This window comes from Dactylosporangium cerinum (genome assembly GCF_042653625.1).
Classification (GTDB): domain Bacteria; phylum Actinomycetota; class Actinomycetes; order Mycobacteriales; family Micromonosporaceae; genus Dactylosporangium; species Dactylosporangium cerinum.
On sequence record NZ_JBHSIU010000041.1, the window covers coordinates 296341 to 315834 of the forward strand.

At 74.6% G+C, this 19494-nt stretch carries 13 protein-coding genes; 8 read left to right on the plus strand and 5 right to left on the minus strand.

Annotated features, from left to right (window positions below; translation table 11 throughout):
• Positions 1-285 precede the first annotated feature (285 nt).
• Positions 286-1500, plus strand: coding sequence for an EAL and HDOD domain-containing protein (locus tag ACFPIJ_RS30390; protein ID WP_380119918.1), 1215 nt, complete (start codon positions 286-288; stop codon positions 1498-1500).
• A gap of 241 nt (positions 1501-1741) precedes the next feature.
• Here the strand turns inward: ACFPIJ_RS30390 and ACFPIJ_RS30395 are convergent, their stop codons facing one another.
• On the minus strand, positions 1742-2962 hold the full coding sequence (locus ACFPIJ_RS30395; RefSeq protein WP_380119920.1) for an MFS transporter: 1221 nt from the start codon (positions 2960-2962) through the stop codon (positions 1742-1744).
• Positions 2963-3034: 72 nt separating this feature from the next.
• Between ACFPIJ_RS30395 and ACFPIJ_RS30400 the strand changes: the two genes are divergently transcribed.
• Positions 3035-3877 carry a LysR family transcriptional regulator gene (locus ACFPIJ_RS30400; RefSeq protein WP_380119922.1) on the plus strand — a complete coding sequence of 281 codons (843 nt, stop codon included), beginning with the start codon at positions 3035-3037 and terminating at the stop codon, positions 3875-3877.
• Between the two features lie 140 nt (positions 3878-4017).
• Here the strand turns inward: ACFPIJ_RS30400 and ACFPIJ_RS30405 are convergent, their stop codons facing one another.
• Together ACFPIJ_RS30405 and ACFPIJ_RS30410 are read right to left on the minus strand one after the other, a co-directional pair.
• Complete coding sequence (locus ACFPIJ_RS30405; protein WP_380119924.1) at positions 4018-5337, minus strand: glycosyltransferase; 1320 nt, start codon at positions 5335-5337, stop codon at positions 4018-4020.
• Positions 5338-5385: 48 nt separating this feature from the next.
• The gene (locus ACFPIJ_RS30410) at positions 5386-8385 is read right to left on the minus strand and encodes an AfsR/SARP family transcriptional regulator (RefSeq protein WP_380119926.1); all 3000 of its coding nucleotides are present in this window, start codon (positions 8383-8385) and stop codon (positions 5386-5388) included.
• 120 nt (positions 8386-8505) lie between these two features.
• Between ACFPIJ_RS30410 and ACFPIJ_RS30415 the strand changes: the two genes are divergently transcribed.
• The 3 genes from ACFPIJ_RS30415 to ACFPIJ_RS30425 are packed head-to-tail and all read left to right on the plus strand — an operon-like array spanning position 8506 to position 13331.
• The gene (locus tag ACFPIJ_RS30415; RefSeq protein WP_380119928.1) at positions 8506-10350 is read left to right on the plus strand and encodes a serine/threonine-protein kinase; all 1845 of its coding nucleotides are present in this window, start codon (positions 8506-8508) and stop codon (positions 10348-10350) included.
• Complete coding sequence (locus tag ACFPIJ_RS30420) at positions 10347-12647, plus strand: FHA domain-containing protein (RefSeq protein WP_380119930.1); 2301 nt, start codon at positions 10347-10349, stop codon at positions 12645-12647. Before ACFPIJ_RS30415 ends, ACFPIJ_RS30420 begins: the two co-directional genes overlap by 4 nt.
• A 36-nt stretch (positions 12648-12683) precedes the next feature.
• On the plus strand, positions 12684-13331 hold the full coding sequence (locus ACFPIJ_RS30425) for a hypothetical protein (protein WP_380119932.1): 648 nt from the start codon (positions 12684-12686) through the stop codon (positions 13329-13331).
• Between the two features lie 22 nt (positions 13332-13353).
• On the opposite strand, the gene ACFPIJ_RS30430 is transcribed toward ACFPIJ_RS30425, so the two are convergent.
• On the minus strand, positions 13354-13899 hold the full coding sequence (locus tag ACFPIJ_RS30430; protein WP_380119934.1) for a GbsR/MarR family transcriptional regulator: 546 nt from the start codon (positions 13897-13899) through the stop codon (positions 13354-13356).
• A 71-nt stretch (positions 13900-13970) separates the two neighbouring features.
• Here ACFPIJ_RS30430 and ACFPIJ_RS30435 point away from each other — a divergent pair, with 71 nt between their 5' ends.
• From ACFPIJ_RS30435 to ACFPIJ_RS30445, 3 genes are all read left to right on the plus strand, one after another.
• On the plus strand, positions 13971-14864 hold the full coding sequence (locus tag ACFPIJ_RS30435; protein ID WP_380119936.1) for an ABC transporter ATP-binding protein: 894 nt from the start codon (positions 13971-13973) through the stop codon (positions 14862-14864).
• Entirely contained in the window at positions 14861-16465 is a 1605-nt protein-coding gene (locus ACFPIJ_RS30440) for an ABC transporter permease (protein ID WP_380119938.1), read from the plus strand. Before ACFPIJ_RS30435 ends, ACFPIJ_RS30440 begins: the two co-directional genes overlap by 4 nt.
• A 96-nt stretch (positions 16466-16561) precedes the next feature.
• A complete protein-coding gene (locus ACFPIJ_RS30445; protein WP_380119940.1) occupies positions 16562-18793 on the plus strand; it encodes a molybdopterin oxidoreductase family protein in 2232 nt (743 codons plus the stop codon).
• A gap of 9 nt (positions 18794-18802) precedes the next feature.
• On the opposite strand, the gene ACFPIJ_RS30450 is transcribed toward ACFPIJ_RS30445, so the two are convergent.
• Complete coding sequence (locus tag ACFPIJ_RS30450) at positions 18803-19291, minus strand: sensor histidine kinase (protein WP_380119942.1); 489 nt, start codon at positions 19289-19291, stop codon at positions 18803-18805.
• Positions 19292-19494 lie beyond the last annotated feature (203 nt).

Consider the following 19494-nt stretch of genomic DNA (forward strand, 5'->3'; position numbering starts at 1 on the left):
TCTGCGGCGCCTCCCTCGACGATCGCCCGGACCGGGGATCCGGCGGCAGGGCCGGAAGTCCCCCCGCACCCGGGTCCACGGGCCCGGCGGCAATCGGAGGCGCTCGGCGGCGTTTCGGCGGTGCTCGGCGGTGCTCGGCGGTGCTCGGCGGCGTTTTTGGCGGTCAGGTGGCCGGCTGTCGGGTGATCGGCGGAGTTCGCGCACATTCGGCCGTCGCCACCGCGCACCCGCGCCGGTCACCATGAACTACGCAAGGTGTTCGTTCACACACGGATCGGGAAGTCCATGTCGCATGTCATCCCTGAGGTCACCGATGTCCACGTCGGGCGCCAGGCGATCTACGACCGGCAGGGTGATGTCGCCGCTTACGAGCTGTTGTTCCGCAACGCGCCCGGCGCCCGGTCCGCGACGAACGGCGGGGTGCTGGCGACCAGCCAGGTGATGGTCACCGCGTTCACCACCGTCGGCCTGGACGAGCTCGCCGGCGGGCGGCGCTGCTTCATCAACCTCACCGCGGACTTCCTGCTCGGCGAGCTCCCCGTGCCGTTCGCACCCGAACATGCCGTGCTGGAGGTCCTGGAGACGGTCGACGTCGACGACCGTCTCGTCGCGGGCGTCGCCGCCCTGGTCGAGCGCGGCTACGTCATCGCGCTCGACGACTTCGTATCCGGCTCCGGGCACGAGCGGCTGTTCGAGCTGGCCAGCTACGTGAAGGTCGACTTCCTGGGCACCACCGCCGCGCAACGGCAGGCGATTCTCGACGTCCGCAAGGCCCACCCGCACCTGCGGTTCGTGGCCGAACGGCTCGAGACCCCGGCCGACGTCACCGAGGCACACGAACGCGGCTACGACCTCTTCCAGGGCTACGCCCTCAGCCGCCCCGCGGTCGTCACGGCCCGCACCCTGAGCGCATCCCGGCTGCGCTGCGTGCACCTGCTGGGCCTGCTGATGGCGCCCGACATCGGCCTGGACCGGGTCGTGTCGATCGTGTCGAGCGACCCGGCGCTGAGCTACCGCATGCTGCAGGCGGTCAACACCGCCGCGACGGGCACCGCGCACCGCGTGTCGTCGGTCCACGAGGCGGTCGTCATGCTGGGCACCGCACAGATCCGCGACTGGGTCACGCTCATGCTCATCGGCGACCTCACCGAGGCCGGCGAGGAGCAGACGGCCGACATCCTCGTCCACGCGCAGCTGTGCCGGCTGATCGCCGAGAGCGGCGGCCTGTCCGGCGACGAGGCCTTCACCGCCGGCCTGCTCGACGCCGTCGCCGGGCTGCTCGGCCTGCCCGTCGACGCCCTCGCCGCCAAGCTCCCCCTCGCCGCGATGGTCCGCGACGCGCTGCTGCACGGTGCCGGTCCGCTCGGCGACGTTCTTGCCGCCGTCAACGCCCACGAGCACGAGACCGCCACGGACCTCACGAACGACGACGTGCTGTTCCAGCAGCTGGCCGCCCTGGCCTGGGCAACCCGGACCGTCCAGGCCATCCGCTCCAACTGAACCCGAACCGTGCTGGCCATCCGTTCCAACTGAACCCGAACCGTGCTGGCCATCCGCTCCCACTGACCACGTGGATCGAACCCGGCTGCCTGGCTGCTCTACAGACCGTAACCCATGCCGCCTAATTGATCTCCAAAGGCGCTACATCCCGCTACGTTCCGTATTCGCCCGCCGTTCATAAGGCACCCGGACCGCATGTCGTCTGGCATTGCCCGCAAGGTCGCGACCAGTTCGAATCAGCCTACGCGACTCGGTGCGGCGCGCGGTCCGGCGCCGCGGGGCGACCGGAACCACTATGGGAAACGGCGGCCGGGCGGCGGGAGAGCAGGTATCCGGTCAGTGCGGCGGTGAGGCCGGCCAGTCCGGCCGCGGCGAAGCCGCCCGCCGGGACAGACAGGTCGATCGCCACACCGACCAGCGGGGAGCCGATCGCGAAGCCCGCGCTCAGCGCCGAGGAGTGCAGCCCGGCCGCCTCGCCGCGCACGCCGGCCGGGGCCAGCCCGCTCACCGCGTCGGCCACCGTGGACAGCGTCGGCGCGGTGAGCAGGCCGGCACCGACGACGGCCACGCACAGCCAGCGCCAGTCGTGGGCCAGACCGGCCGGGATGGTCAGGAGCCCGAGCAACGCGAGCAGCAGCCACGTGGGCAGCGGGCGGGACAGCGCGCCGTAGGTCAGGCCGCCGGTGACGGACGCGACCCCCAGCACGATGACGACCACTGCGGCCCAGGACACCTGATGGGCCGCTTCGAGGGTGGCGACGATGGCGAGGTCGATGCCGCTGAGCAGAGTCGTGGTGCCGAACGCCAGCACCAGCACGGCGATCATGCGGGCGTTCAGCCACTGCCGGCGCGGGGGGCGTGCGGCCGGGCCGGCGCCGGTCTCCTCGTCGGTGCGCACGGGCGGGTTGAGCCAGGCGATCCCGGCGCCGCCGGCCGCGATCGTGGCGCCGGCCGCCCACGCCATCGCCTCGGGCGAAACCGTCGCCGCGCCCAGGATCACCACCGCCGGTCCGACGATGTAGGACAGCTCGCCCTGCACCGACTCCAGCGCGAACGCGGCCCGGCGCTGTCCCGTCGTCGTGGTCGCGGTGATCGCCTGCCGGGTCACCGACTGGGCCGGCACCATCAGCAGGCCCGCGACGAAGGCGGCGCCGAGCAGCAGCCCGTACGGCAGGGCCGGCACGCTGAGCCAGAACACGACCTGCACCGCGGCGGTTGCCAGCAGCACGGGACGCACGCCATGCCGGTCGATCGCCCGGCCGAGCAGCGGTCCGCCGAGCGCCACGCCGGCCGTCAGCAACGCCACGACGCCGCCCGCCGCCGCATAGCTCAGGTCGAGGCCCAGCACGACGTGCAGCGTCAGCACCATCACGTCGGCGGTGATCGCGGTCCGGGCGAGCAGCGAAACGGCCAGCAGCGACGGCATCCCTGGCACGGCGAGCACCTGCCGGTATCCGGTCACGCAATTGACGCTAGGGCATGCAACGCATCGTAGGAACGCTGATATTTGCTGGATCTGCCATAATGGATCCTTATGGGCAGGGATCTGGAGATCGGGCTGCTGCGGTCGTTCGTCGCCGCCGTGCGGGCGGGCAGCATCAGCCGCGCGGCGACCGAGCTCGGATACACCCAGCCGGCACTCAGCCAGCAGCTGCGCAAGCTCGAGAGCGTGGTCGGCCGGCCGCTGCTGTTCCGGTCGCCGTCCGGTGTGTCGCCGACCCGGGCCGGTGGGGAGCTCGTGCCCTACGCCGAACGCATCCTGTCGCTGTCCGCGCAGGCCCTCACCGAGACGGGACGCGCGCTCACCGGCCACTGCGGTGTCGGGCTGCTCGAGGACCTCGCCGCGGCCCAGCTCCCGCAGGCCCTCGCCGACCTCGCCCGGCTGCACCCCGGCGCGACCCTGGAGGTCCTCAGCGTCCCTACCGCCGCGATGCGGGAGGCGTACGACGCCGGCCGGATCCACCTGGTGCTCGACGAGGTGGCCCACCTTCCCGGACCGCCGCGCTGGACGGTGCGCCGGCCGCTGGTCTGGGCGGTCGGCCACGGTGTGGAGGTGACCGCCGATCCGCTGCCGGTGGTGCTGTTCTCCAACACGTGCGCCTGGCGCACCGCGGTGCTGGAGACCCTCGAACGGGCCGAGCGGCCCTGGCGGGTGGCGTTCGAGAGCAACAGCCTGGTCGGCGTGCTCGCCGCGCTGCGGGCCGGGCTCGGCGTCGCGGCGCTCATGCCGTCGAACCTGGAGCCGGCGATGGCCAGCCACGGCGCGGACGTCCTGCCCGCCCTGCCGGACGTCGAGCTCGGCCTGGCCCGGCACCCGCGCACCGACGGCGACCCGCTGGTCGACGCCGTGGAAACCGCGCTACGCCGCACCATCTGACTCCGGCGCGACAAGCAGCCGCTGGCCGACGCCGTGAAAACCGCGCGAAACCGCGCGACAAGCAACCACTGGCCGACGCCGCGGAAACCGCGCGACGCCGCGCGACAAGCAACCACTGGTCGACGCCGCGGAGACCGGCGCTACGCCGCACCATCTGAGGTCCGCGCGACGAGCAGCCGCTCGACGAGATCCGCCGCGGCGCGGACTCCGCCCGCCGCCGTCAGCGCCGCGCCCAGCTCACCCGCCCGGCGCCGGAACCCGGGATCCGTGAGCACCTGGGCGACGGCGCGCCCGATCCGGGCGCCGGACGGGCTCCCGGTGCGCAGGTCGACGCCCACGCCGGACCAGGCGACCCGGCGGCCGGTCTCGGGCTTGTCCAGCGTCGCACCGGCGACCACGAGCGGCACCCCGGCCTGCACCGCGGCGAGTGTGCCGCCCCAGCCGCCGTTGGTGACCACCACGTCGACCAGCGGCAGCAGCTGGTCGTGCGGGAGGAACCGCGCCACCCGGACGTTGTCCGGGACCGGCTCCAGCACCGATTCGGCAGCGCCGCCGGTGGTCGCGACCACCAGCGGCGCCCGGCCGGTGAGGGCCGCGATCGTCGGGCGCAGCAGGTCGTCCGGGTCGACGTCGAGGGTGCCCTGGGTGACGTGGACGACCGGCCGGCCCTGCGCGCGGGCGGCGGCCAGCTCGGGCCACCACGCGGGCAGCAGCGCGCCGGGCTGCGGGGCGGGCGCGAGCCGGCCCACGTAGTGCACGTGCGCGGGCAGGTCCGGGCGGGGATAGTCGAGGCCCGGCACGCCCTGCGCCAGCACCAGCTGCGGGGAGTACGCGTCGTCGAGGCTGCCGTTCACCCGCTGCGGCAGGCCGGCCTCGGCCCGGACCCGGTTGACCTGCGGGGCGAGCATCCGGCGGGAGACCCCGGCGACGAGGGACCGCAGCGCCGCGTCGCGGAGCCGCCCGACCGGGCCAGTGGCCGGCAGCAGCCGCGTCCCGGACGGGGGCAGGTGCCGGCTGGCGAGGGTCAGGGCGGTGACCACCACCGTCGCCCAGGGCAGCCCGAGCGCCTCGGCGGCGAAGGCCGAGCCGAGCGCGAGCTGGTCGGCGGCGATGAGCTCGATCGGCCGGCCCGCTGCGCCGCTCTCCTCGACGATGGCGCGGATGTCGGCGGCCTGCCCGGCGGCCGTGCCAAGCAGGATCAGCTCGACGTTGGCCCGGCCGCTGCGCAGCCCCTTGCCATTGCCGACCGCCGGGAAGGTGGCGGCGAGGTCCGCGTCGTCGAAGTCCTGGGCCCGTACGAACGGCCGGCCCTGCGCGCCGAGCGCGGTGAACCGCGGGACGTACTTCGCGCCCGTGTACGCCACGACCTCGTGCCCGCGGGCGATCAGTTCCGCGGCCAGCCCTGCGGTGGGGCCGACGTGCCCGGCGAACGGCATGGACGTGACCAGGATGCGGCTCATGCCCAAGAGCATGGCATCGAGGCACGCGCCGGACCCGGCGGCCTCACCTCACGTGGGCACGGCCGAGTGCTCGACGGCCGGCAACTGCAGCGCGGACTCGTCCAGCTGCAGCTCGGCGAGCACGGCGCGCCATTGCCGGCGGTACCCGGCGGCCGCGGCCCCGTCACCGGACGCGGACGAGACCCGTTCGAGGCGGGCCAGTCCGCGGGCGGTCGGCACCGCCGCGCCGATGCGCTGCCAGATGTCCACGGCGTGCCGCAGGGCGACGACCGCGTCGGCCCAGCGGCCCTCGGCGGCGGCCAGGTCACCGGCGGCGCGCAGGGTCTCGGCGAGGCCGTCGGGGCGGTCGAGCTTCTGGTGCCCGGCCAGCGCCCGGTCCAGCAGCCGCGCCGCCTCCGCCAGCCGGCCCTGCCGGACGGCCACGTCGGTGAGCGCCTGCTCGACGTACGCCGTGCCGAGGTCGTCGCCGACCGCGACGCTGGTGCGCAGCGCCGCGGTGAGGGCGTGCTCGGCGTCGTCGAGTCGGCCGACGGTGGTGAGCGCCAGCCCGTAGTGGTAGCGGCGCAGCGCCGTCCGCAGCGACCGGTCCGGCAGCTCGTCGACGGCGAGCGCCTCCTCCAGCATCGGCAGGGCCGTCGCGGCGTCTCCGGCGTCCCAGCGGGCGAAGCCGAGGCTGTCCAGGCTGTCCCCGAGCAACCCGGCCGCCGCCGGCTGGCTGCGGGCCGTCGCCACCGCCCGCTCCAGGTGGTCGAAGGCCTCGGCGAACCGTCCGAGGCGCATGGCGGCGAGCCCGGCGTTGCGCAGGGCGAGCACCTGCAGCGGCACGTCGCCGAGCGCGACCGCGACGGCCAGCTGCTCGGCGGAGACGGCGGGCAGCCGGGCGTGCTCGTCGCGTTGCAGGTGGGCCTTGAACAGGCCGTCGAGCAGCCGGGACAGCAGCCGGGCCGATCCGGTGGAACGCACGCCCGAGATCGCCGTGTGCAGGGTGTGTGCCCAGTCGTCGGCGTAGCACCGGTTGCCCAGGAAGGCCGACATCCGCAGCGCGAGCCCACCGGCGACGTCCGGCAGGCCCGCGCGGCCGGCCTGCTCGACCGCCGCGACCAGGCCGGCACGTTCGGTCTCGAACCAGTCCAGGGCACCGGCGCGCACCGCCTCGACACCGTCCTGCGGCGCGGGCGCGACGCTCACGCCCGGGTCGCCCGTCGCGTCGCCCAGCAGTTCGTCGGCCGCACCGGCCAGCGCGAGCCAGCCGTCGAGCAACCGGTGCAGCGCCGCGTCCCGTTCGGCCGGCGCCTCATCGGCGGGATGCCGCTCGCGGGCGAACTCGGCGACCAGCTCATGCAGCCGGTACCGGGCCTGCCCGACGGTGTCCCGGCCCAGCGGCTCCACCAGGTGGACCTCCGCGAGCCGGTCGAGCAGCGTCCGGGCGAGCGGCGCCGGCGCGTCGAGCAGGGCATGCGCCACCCACGCCGGCCAGTCGCCGGCGGCGACCAGACCCAGCCGCAGCAGCAGCCGCCGCGCGCCGGCCGGCAACGCGTCGTAGCTCAGCGCGATGCTGGCCCGCACGTCGAGGTCGCCGACCGCCAGCTCGTCCAGGCGCCCCCGCTGCGCGGCCAGGCGCCGGCGCAGCTCGTCGAGGGTCGCGTCGGGGCGCACGGCGAGCCGGGCCGCCACGATGCACACGGCGAGCGGCAGCCCGCCGCACAGCCGCACGATCTCCCGCGCCGCCACCGGGTCCGCGGCGACGCGGGCCGCACCGGCACCGGCGGCGAGCAGCTGGACCGCGTCGCCCGGCGGCAGCGCCGGCACCACGAACCGGGCCACGTTCAGCAGCGCCGCCAGGTGCCGCCGCGAGGTCACCACCACCCCGCCGGCTCCCGGCAGCAGCGGGCGCACCTGCGCCTCGTCGGCGGCGTCGTCGAGCACCACCAGCGTCCGCCCACCGGCGATATGGCTGCGGTACAGCGTGATCCGCTCCTCAGGGTCCGCGGGCAGGTCCGAGCCGGGCACGCCCAGCGCCCGCAGGAACCGCTCCAGGACCCGCAACGGGTCGGCCGGGACGTCGTGGCTGCCCCGCAGGTCGGCATACAGTTGCCCGCCCGGGTACACCGGGCCCAGCCGGTGCGCCACGGCCACGGCCAGTGCGCTCTTGCCGACCCCACCCGGGCCGACCAGCAGCACCACCGGCGCGGCGGTGCCGGTGCCCTCGAGCCGCCCGGCCACGTCGTCCAGCAGCGGACCGCGCCCCGACAGCTCGACCGCCGGCGGGAGCTGCCGCGGCACCGGCCGGGCCGGCGGCGCGGTCGCCTGACCCACCGGCCGGCCCCGCAGGATGAACCGCTCCGTGGCGCGCAGCAGCGGACCCGGCTCGACCCCGACGTCGTCGACGAGACGCCGGTACGCGCGGCGGTACACGGCGAGCGCCTCGGCCCGGCGGCCCACCCCGGCCAGCGCCAGCATCTGGTGGCGGTACAGCCGTTCAGCGTACGGATGCGCGGCCACCAGCGGCCCGACCTCACGCAGGACCGTGTCGTGGTCACCGAGGGCGAGCGCGGCGTCCAGCTTCAGCTCCGCCGCCGCGAGCCGCTCCCGGTGCAGCGCCTCCCGGACCTCCAGCACGGACGGGCCGTCGAGGTCGGCGAGGGCCGGCCCGCGCCACAGTGCCAGCGCGCGGTCCAGCAGCGCCGCCGCGGCGGTGTGGTCGCCCGCCCCGGCCGCGGCCCGGCCCTGCCCGGCCAGCGCACGGAATTCCGCCAGGTCCAGCCGGTGCGCCCCCAGCCGCAGCGTGTATCCGGTGGAGCGGGTCTCGATCAGCGCGGGGTCCACGGCCCGGAACCGGCGGCGCAGCCCGCTGACCAGGTTGTGCAGCTGCGCCTTCGCCGACGCGGGTGGGTCCTGCCACAGCCGGTCGATCAACAGGTCGGCGGGGCTCAACCGGTCGGCGTCGATGAGCAGGACGGCGAGCACCAGCCGCGCCCGCCCGCTCCCGCCGGGCAGCGCACGGCCCTGCTCGCGCACCTCGACCGGTCCCAGCAGTCCGAACTCCACAGGCCATTGATACCGCACGGCGGCGCTAACAAGCCGCTAACAACGACCGGATCGGGGCGTCGCAACTCCGTTACGCTCGCCCGACGTTGCCTCTGGGCGGAAAGAACGGTGAGAGATTTCGTGTCGACGGACGGGGCCTCGCAGTACGTCGGCCCGGCCGACGCGCTGCAGCGCTACGAGCTCGTGGAGCGCCGGGCCGCCGGCGGCGAGGGCGAGGTCTGGCTCGCCCGTGAGCATCACGGCACCGCGTCGTTCCAGTACGCGGTGAAGATGATCCGGATCGACGACGACTCGGCCGCCGAGCGCCAGTTCGAGGAGCTGCGGCTGCAGGCGGCGCTCGCCACGCAGGTGGAGCATCCGGCGCTGGTGAAGGTGAAGGAGGTGTTCATCGGCCCGCCGCCACACACCGCGGACGAGCCCGCAGACGCCGGGCGGCGGCTCTACTTCGTGATGAAGTGGATCGAGGGCCGCAATCTCCAGGAGGCCCTCGAGCGGGGCGACGTCGGCGGTCTCGACGTGCTCGCGCCGCTGGAGCGGGTCGCCGAGGCGGTCGACCACCTGCACAGCGGGCACGACACGAACGGTGCGGCGGTGATCCACCGCGACATCAAGCCCGCGAACGTCCTGCTCGCCACCGACGGCCGGGTGTACCTGGTGGACTTCGGGCTGGTCCGGCTGCGCAGCACCGACCGGACCTCGCGGATCTTCGGCACCGCGCCGTTCATGGCGCCGGAGTCCCTCGCCCGCGGCGAGTACACCCCGGCCACCGACCGGTACACGTTGGGCGCGACGGTCTACTACGCGGTGACCGGCGAGGCGCCGGTCACCGGTGACGTGGAGGGCATGGCCGGGCGGCTCGCGGCGGCGCTCGGGCCGGGCAACGACCGGGAGGTCCGCGGCATCCTCGCGATGCTCGCGGCCCGGCCCGAGGCGCGCCCCGCGTCGGCCGCCGGCTGGATCCGCGCGCTGCGGGCGGCGCCGTTGCAGACCACCACCGGCCTGGGCCTGGCGGCGCTGCCTCCGACCACCGGCCCGGTTTCGTCCGGCCCGCCCGTCACCCGCCCGGCGTTCCAGGGCCCACCACCCACCGGCCCGGCGTTCCCGGGGCCGCCCGGCACCGGTCCGGTGTCGGGAGCGTCCGGGTATCCCATGCCGCCCGGTTCGTTCGCCGGTGCGCCGGCGTCGCCCCGGCCGGTGGCCTATCCGCTGCCGCCGCTCCCGCCGGGCGCCGGTGGGCATCCGGGCGCCGGCCGGCCGAAGGGTGGCGCCGGCAAGGTGCTGCTCGTGATCGCCGGCGTCCTGCTGGCGGTCGTCGGCGGCTGTTGCTTCGCGCTGAACAAGTTGGGCTCGTCGTTCGACGACCTCGGCGGTGGACCCGGCGGCACCGGCCGGCCCGGTGCCACCCGCTCCTTCGACAAGAGCCGGCCACCGCCGCCGGTGACGCAGCTGCGCCCGGCGCTGGTTTCCGTCGGCGACATCGCGGCGGTCATGAGCGTCGCGCCCAACACCGTCGACGCGCGGTCCGACACCTCCTGGCTGGAGGGTGGACTGTCCAAACTGGAGCTGTGCGCCGGCGGCGCGGTGCCCGGCGACGCCATCGCCGGCACCGAGACCAACACCTTCAAGGCAAACGGCGCCGAGGGCTACCCGTTCGTGAGTTCGGCGGTGGCGGGCTTCTACAGCGACGAGGCGAAGGTCTTCTTCAGCGCGCTGCGGACCACGGCACAGCGCTGCGGATGGCAGGAGCTGCAGACCACGGCCCTCGGCGAGGAGAGCCTCGGCGTCTTCACCGACGACGGCGACAGCAGCAAGCTCGCCATCGTCTTCGTCCGCACCGGTCAGGTGGTCATCGAGGTGGCGGTGACCGGGGCGCACTTCCTGGGCACCAACCACGGCAGCTACCAGTCCGACGTGATCCAGCTCGCCACCGCGATGTCGAAGCGGATCCCGAAAGGCGGCCCGTGAGCGGGACGGCACTGCTGATCGGCACCCCCGACGGGGAACGCCGGATCGGCCCGGAGGAGCAGGCGCTGCGCATCGGCCGGGACCCGCTGTGCCGGATCGTGATCGAGGACCCCCGGGTGTCCCGCGAGCACGTCGAGCTGCGGTTCCAGGCCGGTGGCTGGCGGCTGCGCGACCTCGGCAGCAGCAACGGCACCTACGCCGCGGGCGCGCGGGTGGACGAGCTCGACCTCGGCCGGCCGTGCCAGGTCCGCCTCGGCGCGCCCGACGGGCCGTCGCTCACCCTGCGCCCGGAATCGGCCCCGCCACCGACGGTCGCATCGGGCCCGGGCGCAGCCGGGTCGTTCGAAGCCGGCCGGGTGCCGGCCGCGACGTACCACGCGGCGCAGCGCACCCGGATCGGGCGCGCCCCGGACAACGACATCGTCCTGGCCGACCTGCAGGTGTCGCGGTACCACGCGGACCTGGTGCGCACCGGGACGGGGCTGCGGCTCGTCGATCTCGGCACCCGCAACGGCACGTTCGTCAACGGCCGCCGCGTCGACGACGCCGACCTGCGCTCCGGTGATCTGCTCTCGTTCGGCCGGCACCAGCTCGTCGTGGACGGCACGGAGCTGCGCGAATACGTCGACACCGGCCGGGTCTCGCTGCGGGTGGACGGGCTGGGCGTCACGGTGGCGGGTGGCAAGCGGCTGCTCGGCAACATCGGGTTCGAGCTCGGCGAATGTCAGCTGCTCGCCGTCGTCGGCCCGAGCGGCGCCGGCAAGTCGACGCTGCTGGGCGCGTTGACCGGGTACCGCCCGGCGAACGAGGGCGCGGTCGTCTACCAGGGCCGCGACCTGTACGCCGAGTACGACGACCTGCGCCAGCGGATCGGCCTGGTGCCGCAGGACGACATCCTGCACGCGGCGCTGACCGTGCGCCGGGCCCTGCGGTACGCGGCTGCCCTGCGGTTCGGCACCGACGTCACGACGGCCGAGCGGGAGCAGCGCATCGACGAGGTGATCGGCCAGCTCGGCCTGACCGGCCAGGCGGACCAGCGCATCGACACCCTCTCCGGCGGTCAGCGCAAGCGCACCTCGGTGGCGTTGGAGCTGCTCACCGAGCCGTCGCTGCTGTTCCTCGACGAGCCGACCTCCGGGCTCGACCCGTCCCTGGACCGGGACGTGATGGTGAGCCTGCGGGATCTCGCCGATCGTGGCCGGACCGTCGTCGTGGTCACCCACAGCCCACTGCACCTCAACGTCTGCGACCGGGTGCTGGTGCTCGGGCGGGGCGGCAAGGTCGCCTACTTCGGGCCGCCCGGCGACCTCCTGCCGTTCTTCGGCGCCGAGGAGTACGCCGACGTCTTCAAGCAGGTGTACGACGACCCGGACGGCTGGGCCGCGCGGTACGCCGGGACCGCGCCGCCGCGCCACGATCCGGCCCGCGGCGAGGTGGCGCCGCAGCCGCAGCCGGCCGAGGCACCGCCGCCGCGGCAGAGCTGGTGGCGGCAGCTGGCCGTGCTGACCCGCCGGATGACCGCCGTGACGCTCGCCGACCGGATGTACGCGGCCCTGCTGCTCGGGTTGCCGCTGGGCCTGGCCGCGCTGCTGTACGTGATCCCCGGCGACGACGGGTTCGCCCGGCCGGACAACCCGCTCGGGCGCAGCGCCGAGGCGTCGCAGCTGACCGTCGTGCTCATCATCGGCGCGGTGTTCTTCGGGCTCGCCGGCGGCGTCCGGGAGCTAATCCGGGAGCGCCCGATCTACCGCCGGGAACGCGCGGTCGGGCTCGCGCCGGGCGCGTACCTCGGCTCGAAGGTGCTCGTCTTCGCCGCGGTGAACGCGATGCAGGCGGCGCTGTTCGTGGTCGTGGGCCTTGCCGGGCGGCCGGGGGCGCAGGAGGCGTTGGTGCTGGGCTGGCCGCCGCTGGAGCTGATCGTGGTGGTCTGGCTGACGGCGCTGGTCTCGACCGTGACGGGCCTGCTCGTCAGCGCCTACGTCTCGACCGGTGAGCAGACGATGCCGATCCTCGTGGGGTTGGTGATGGCGCAGCTGGTGCTCTGTGGCGGCCTGTTCGCCGTGGTCGGCCGCACGGGCGTCGAACAGCTGTCGTGGCTGGCGCCGGCCCGGTGGGGGTACGCCGCCGCGGCGGGCACCGTCGACCTGCGCGCGCTGGAGCTGAACCCGAGCGCGGACGCGCTGTGGAACCACACCGCCGCGGCGTGGTGGTGGGCGATGGCCGTCCTCGCGCTGCAGGGCGCGGTGGTCACCGGCGCCGGCAGGTGGGCGCTGCGGCGGCACGAGCCGGGTCGCTGACCGTCCGGCAGACTGGAGACACTGGTGCAGCACGGGATGGACGGACGGCAGGTCGCGCTGCGTGCGGGCTGGGACAGCGCCTGCCAGCTGTACGGGTACCTCCACGGCGGCGGTGACCTCGCCGCGCTGCCGCCGGGCGCGGTCCGGTTGAACCCGGACGAGGTGGCGTACGGCGATGCCCTGCTCGGCTACGCCCGCTTCTACGGGACCACGGCGACGTACCGGCAGAGCAGCACCTTCCTGTTCGGCTCCGCGACGTTCGTGGCCGCCGGGCTGGCCGCGACCGCGATCGCGAACTCGTCGGCGCGGCAGCGCGCGCAGGCGCAGGCGCAGGCCGCCCATCAGTGGCGCGACCAGGCAACCGTCCGGACCATCCTCACCAACCAGCGGCTGCTCTGCGACTACCGCGGGCAGTGGCTGAGCTTCTGGCACCAGGGCGTCGTGGAGTTCCAGGGCGACGTGGCGCAATGGCTGTTCGTGCTGCGCTACGAGGTCGGCGACCCCGTCATGCTGCACGGCCCGGCGGCGCCGTGGTTCGCGGTGAGCATCGCCCGGCTGGTCTACGGCCCCGCCGGGCTGCACCTTCCGGCCCTCGCGCCGCTGGCCCGCGCGGTCCTCGAGGCGACCCGCAACCAGCGGATGCTCGGCGGCCCACCGGGTCCGCAGGCCCTCCCCCCGGCGTAGGCAGCAGCGAACCGCGCCACGATCACCAGGGGCGCACGGCGGGGTCCGCGACGGCCGGGGCGATGGGGTCCGGCGGGGGCTGACCGGCCTTGGCGGCCTTGAGCTCGGCCCACTGGTCCAGCAGGGTCGGCATGCTCTCCTGGACCCAGTTGTAGAAGTCGCGCATGTTGGCCAGCCGTGATCCGGCGACGGTGCCGGCCCCGCCAGCCGCCTCCGCGCCCTGGGCCGCCGCGTCGGCGAGGGTCTTGAGCAGCGTCATCTTGGCGACGGTCACCTCATACCAGGAGTCGTCGACGAGCCGGTAGCGGTCCCGCCGCGACCCGGGGACGTGCTCGCGGTTGACCATGCCGAGGTGGCCCAGGTAGCGCACGGCGCCGGAGATCGCGGCCGGGCTGGCGCTCAGGCGGTCGGCGAGCTCGCCGGCGCTCAGGGAGCGCTCATCGGCGGCCATGAGGGTGAAGACCACCCGGCCGGCCATGCGCGGGAAGCCCCAGTCGCCGAGGAGCCTGGCCATGTCCTCGACGAAGGCGCGTAACGCCGCCTCGTCCCGCTGCCGTCGCTGGGTCATCGAAGGTTCCACCCATCAATTATTCATCACGTACTTTCACACATGTGTGAAGCAAGTGTAGCGTCTGAACCATGGAAAATTCCATTTCGGTCGCCGGGCTGGTCAAGCGGTTCGGGCAGACCACAGCGCTGGACGGTCTCGATCTGACCGTCGCGCAGGGCGAGGTCCACGGGTTCCTCGGTCCCAACGGGGCAGGCAAGACCACCACCATCCGGATCCTGCTCGGGCTGCAGCGCGCCGACGGCGGGACCGTGCGCCTGCTGGACGGCGACCCGTGGCACGACGCCGTCTCGCTGCACCGCCGCCTGGCCTACGTGCCGGGCGACGTCACGCTCTGGCCCAACCTGTCCGGCGGCGAGGTGATCGACCTGCTCGGCCGGCTCCGCGGCGGCCTCAACCAGGCCCGCCGCGACGAGCTGCTGGAGCGCTTCGACCTCGACCCGCGCAAGAAGGGCCGGGCCTACTCCAAGGGCAACCGGCAGAAGGTCGGGCTCATCGCCGCGCTCGCCTCCGACGTCGAGTTGCTGCTGCTCGACGAGCCGACCTCCGGCCTGGACCCCCTCATGGAGGAGGTGTTCCGGCAGGTCATCGCGGAGGAGAAGCACCGCGGCCGGACCGTGCTGCTGTCCAGCCACATCCTGTCGGAGGTCGAGGCGCTCTGCGACCGGGTCAGCATCATCCGGCAGGGCCGGACCGTGGAGACCGGGACCCTCACCCAGCTGCGGCACCTGACCCGCACGTTCATCTCCGCCGAGCTGAGCACGCCGCCGAACGGGCTGGCGAGCCTGTCGGGCGTGCACGACCTGCACGTCGACGCCAACCAGGTGCGCCTGCAGGTGGACTCGGCCCAGCTCGACACCGTGCTGCGGCAGCTGACGTCGCACGGCGTGCGCAGCCTGGTCAGCCAGCCGCCGACGCTGGAGGAGCTCTTCCTGCGCCACTACGAGACGGAGCCGGCCAAGTGAACGCCTTCACCGGCACCGGATCGCTCGCCCGGCTGATCGTGCGCCGCGACCGCGTGCTGCTGCCGATCTGGATGCTGTTCCTGGCCGTGCTGCCGCTGTCCCTCGCGTCCGGCACCGCCGCGCTGTACAAGACCGACGCCGAGCGGCAGGGCTACATCGACGACCTCGGCGCCAGCCCGCTGCTGCTGCTCTTCTACGGCACGAAGCCGAGCGACCCGAACCTCGGCGCGCTGATCTTCTGGCGGTCCGCCACCGGCATGGTGATCATGGCCCTGATCGGGGTGCTGTTCGTCATCCGGCACACCCGGGTCGAGGAGGAGGCCGGGCGCCGCGAGCTGCTCGGCGCCACCGTGGTCGGCCGGCACGCCGCCGTGGCCGCGGCCCTGGCGACCATGACCGGCGCGAGCCTGATCGTCGGGCTGCTCGTCGCGCTCGGCATGATGAGCCAGGACACCCCGGCCGCGGGGGCCTTCGCCATGGGCCTGGCCTGGGCGGCCGCCGGCATCTTGTTCGGCGCGATCGGCGCGGTGACCGCGCAGCTCAGCGAGGGCGCCGGCGCGGCCAGGGGCATCGGCATCGCGGTGCTCGGCGTGGCGTTCGGGCTGCGCGGCGCCGGCGACGTCACCACCGGCCTGTCCTGGCTGACCTGGGTCTCGCCGCTCGGCTGGATCTACAACGTGCACGCCTACGCCGGCGACCACTGGTGGGTGTTCGGCGTGATCGCCGTCGCCACCGCGGCGGTCGCCCTGCTCGCGCTGCGCCTGTCCGCGCGCCGGGACGTCGGCGCCGGGCTGCTCCCACCGCGCCTCGGCCCGGCCTCCGCCGCCCCGAGCCTGTCCAGCCCCCTGGCGCTGGCGTGGCGGCTGCACCGCGGGTCGCTCTACGGCTGGCTCGTGGGCCTCGGCGTCGTCGGCGGGCTGCTGTTCGGCGGGGTCGCCAAGACCTCGGCCGACCTCCTCGCGGACAACGAGGAGCTCACCCAGATCATGCAACGCATCGGCGGCCGGTCCGGCGCGGCAGACGTGTTCCTCGCCGGCACGCTCGGCCTCGGCGCGATCGCCGTCGCCGCCTACGGGATCTCCGCCGCGCTGCGGATGCGCACCGAGGAGGCCGCGCTGCGCAGCGAGGCGCTGCTGGCCACCGGGGTGAGCCGGCTGCGGTGGGCCGCCAGCCACCTGGTCTTCGCGTTCCTCGGCCCGACCGTCGTCATGCTCGTCACCGGTCTCGCCGCGGGGCTGTTCTACGGCGCGACCACCGGCGACGTCGGCCGGGAGGTGCCCCGGGTGCTGGCCGGTGCGCTGGTGCAGCTGCCCGCGATCTGGGTCCTCGCGGCGCTCACCGTGGCCGTCTTCGGGCTGACGCCCCGGCGGGCGCCGGCGATCGGCTGGGCGGCGCTGTCGGTGTGCGTGGTCCTGGGCCAGATCGGCGCGGCGCTGCAGCTGAGCCAGACGCTGCTGGACGTGTCCCCGTTCACCCACATCCCGCGCGTCCCGGGCGGGCCGGTGGCCGTGGTGCCGCTGCTGGTCCTCACGGTCATCACCGTCGCCCTGGTGGCCGCGGGCCTGGCCGGATTCCGCCGGCGCAGCGTCCCGGTCACGTGAAGGATGCTGAAACCGCGCACGTGAAGGTTGCTGGGACCGTGTCCCACGGGCCAAGCTGACGGCGACGAGTTCCTCGACCAACGACGGTGAGGCACGATGAACGCGACCCGCACGGCCTACCGGACCTGCCCGCTGTGCGAGGCCGTCTGCGGTCTCGAGCTCACCGTCACCGGGGACAGGATCACCTCGGCCCGCGGCGACCGCGCCCACGTCCTCAGCGCCGGCTTCGTCTGCCCGAAGGGCGCGACGTTCGGGCAGCTGGTGCACGACCCCCACCGGCTGCGCCGGCCGCTGCTGCGCGGCGCCGACGGCGAGCACCACGAGGTCACCTGGGACGAGGCGTTCGCCGCGGTCGAGGCCGGGCTGACCGGCGTGCTGACCCGGCACGGCCGGGACGCCGTCGCCGTCTACCTGGGCAACCCCAACGTGCACACGATGGCGGGGCCGCTGTACGGCGGCCCCCTCGTCAAGGCCGTCGGCAGCCGCAACGTGTTCTCCGCCAGCACCGTCGACCAGATGCCGAAACACGTCGCGTGCGGCTACCTGTACGGCAACCCCGACGCGATCCCGGTGCCCGACGTCGACCGCACCGACCTGCTCGTCCTCATCGGCGCCAACCCCCTGGAGTCCAACGGCAGCCTGTGCACCGCCCCGGACTTCCCGGGCCGGCTCGCCGCCGTCCAGGCCCGCGGCGGGCGGATCGTGGTGATCGACCCGCGGCGGACCCGGACCGCCGCCATCGCCGACGACCACCTCTTCGTCCGGCCCGGCGGCGACGCGCTGCTGCTCTTCGGGCTCGTCCACACCCTGTTCGACGAGCAACTCGTCGCGCTGGACCGCCTCGACGGGCAGGTCCGCGGCGTCGACCAGGTCGCGGTCCTCGCCAAGGACTTCGCGCCCGAGCAGGTCAGCGCGGCGTGCGGGGTGCCGGCCGCCGACATCCGCCGGCTCGCCCGGGAGCTCGCGGCCGCACCCACCGCCGCGGTGTACGGGCGGATCGGCACCTGCGCCGTGGAGTTCGGCACGCTGACCAGCTGGCTCGTCGACGTCGTCAACGTGCTCACCGGCAACCTGGACCGGCCCGGCGGGGTCATGTTCCCCCTCGCCCCGCACGCCCGCCCGGCGGCCACCCCGGGTGGCAAGGGGTTCCGGGTCGGGCGGTGGACCAGCCGGGTGCGCGGCCTGCCGGAGGTCAAGGGCGAGCTGCCGGTCGCCACCCTCGCCGACGAGATCACCACCCCCGGCGACGGGCAGGTCCGGGCCCTCGTCACCGTCGCCGGCAACCCGGTGCTGTCCACGCCCAACAGCGGCCAGCTCGACGAGGCGCTGACCGGGCTCGAGTTCATGGTCAGCGTCGACCCGTACCTCAACGAGACCACCCGGCACGCCGACGTGATCCTGCCGCCGACCGACCCCGCCCGCGTGGGCCACTACGACTTCGCGTTCCTGACCCTCGTCGTGCACAACATGGCCGCGTACTCCCCGCCCGTGCTGCCGAAGGACCCCGGCGGCCTGGACGAGAGCGACATCCTGGCCCGCCTCACCCTCATCGCCGCCGGGCAGCGCTTTGAGGATGTCGCCGTCGGCCACGAGCTTCTGCTGACCCAGGTGCTGCAGCGGGCCGCCGACGACCCGGGCTCCCCCGTCGCCAGCCGGACCACGGCCGACCTGCGGGCCCTCGTCGACGGCGACGGGCCGGCCGAACGGCTCCTGGACGCCCGGCTGCGGCTCGGGGCCTACGGCGACGGCTTCGGCGCCGACCCAGACGGGCTGACGCTGCGCAAGCTCCTCGACCACCCGCACGGCCTGGACCTCGGGCCGCTGCGCCCGCGGATTCCGGAGGTGCTGCGGACCCCCAGCGGGCAGGTCGAGCTGTGCCCCGAACCCGTCGCCGCCGACGTCGCCCGGCTGCGGGCCGCCCTCGACCGCCCCAGCGACGGCCTGGTCCTCGTCGGCCGGCGGCACCTGCGCTCCAACAACAGCTGGATGCACAACGTGCCGGCGCTGATGAAGGGGCGCGACCGGTGCACGCTGCAGGTCCACCCGAGCGACGCGGCGGCGCTGCGCCTCACCGACGGCGGCCGGGCGACCGTCGCCTCCCGGGTCGGCACGCTCACCGTGGCCGTCGAGATCACCGACACGGTGATGCCGGGCGTGGTGAGCCTGCCGCACGGCTGGGGTCACGGCGCGCCGGGGACCCGGATGCCCGTCGCGGCCGCCCGCCCCGGCGTCAACAGCAACATCCTCACCGACGACCGGGCCATCGACCCGCTGTCGGGCAACAGCGTCCTCAACGGCATCCCGGTGACCGTCCTGCCGACCACCTGACCGCCGGCCTCACACCCCGCGGGGCAGCTCCAGCGCGAGGTGGGTGCCGCTGCCGGGCGGGCTGTCGACGTGCAGCAGGCCGCCGAGCACGGCCGCCCGCGCGGCGAGCGTGACGATGCCGCCGCCCAGGACCGGCGTGGCCCCGCCGGCGCCGTCGTCGGCGACCGCGACCTGCACGGTCGGGCCGTGCCGGCGCACCGTGACGATCACCCGCCGCGCGCCGGCGTGCCCGACGACGTTGCCGAGCGCCTCGCAGATCGTCGCGTACGCCATCGAGGCCACCGCCGGGGCGAGCGGCATCTCCTCCAGGTCCACGAGCACCGGCAACGGCATGACCGCCGCGAGCCGGTGCACCGCCGGGCCGAACGCGAACTGTTCCGGTGTCGCCGGCCCCGCGGCGAGGGCCACGTCGCACAGGGACCGCAGGGTGTTGCGCAGTTCGGACTCGCGTTCGCGGCGCTCGGCCGCCGCGCCGGCGCCCAGGTTGATCTTCCCCACGCCTACCACCCTTCCATGATCAGGTTGCGCGCGCGCACCGAGGTCCTCGCCCCGATGTCGTCGACATGAACGTCGTCACACGAACGTCGTCACATCGACGTCCGCACATCACAAGGAGCGCACCGCGGGCCGTCCGCGTTACGGGCCGGAGGTCCCTTCGACGGGGGTCGTTGCGCACTGATCCGCGGCGCGAGCCGGACGGC

Coding starts and splice junctions, on each gene's coding strand:
- ACFPIJ_RS30390 (WP_380119918.1), top strand. CDS start 286: ATGTCGCATGTCATCCCTGAGGTCACCGATGTCCACGTCGGGCGCCAG.
- ACFPIJ_RS30400 (WP_380119922.1), top strand. CDS start 3,035: ATGGGCAGGGATCTGGAGATCGGGCTGCTGCGGTCGTTCGTCGCCGCC.
- ACFPIJ_RS30405 (WP_380119924.1), bottom strand. CDS start 5,337: ATGAGCCGCATCCTGGTCACGTCCATGCCGTTCGCCGGGCACGTCGGC.
- ACFPIJ_RS30425 (WP_380119932.1), top strand. CDS start 12,684: ATGGACGGACGGCAGGTCGCGCTGCGTGCGGGCTGGGACAGCGCCTGC.
- ACFPIJ_RS30430 (WP_380119934.1), bottom strand. CDS start 13,899: ATGACCCAGCGACGGCAGCGGGACGAGGCGGCGTTACGCGCCTTCGTC.
- ACFPIJ_RS30435 (WP_380119936.1), top strand. CDS start 13,971: ATGGAAAATTCCATTTCGGTCGCCGGGCTGGTCAAGCGGTTCGGGCAG.
- ACFPIJ_RS30445 (WP_380119940.1), top strand. CDS start 16,562: ATGAACGCGACCCGCACGGCCTACCGGACCTGCCCGCTGTGCGAGGCC.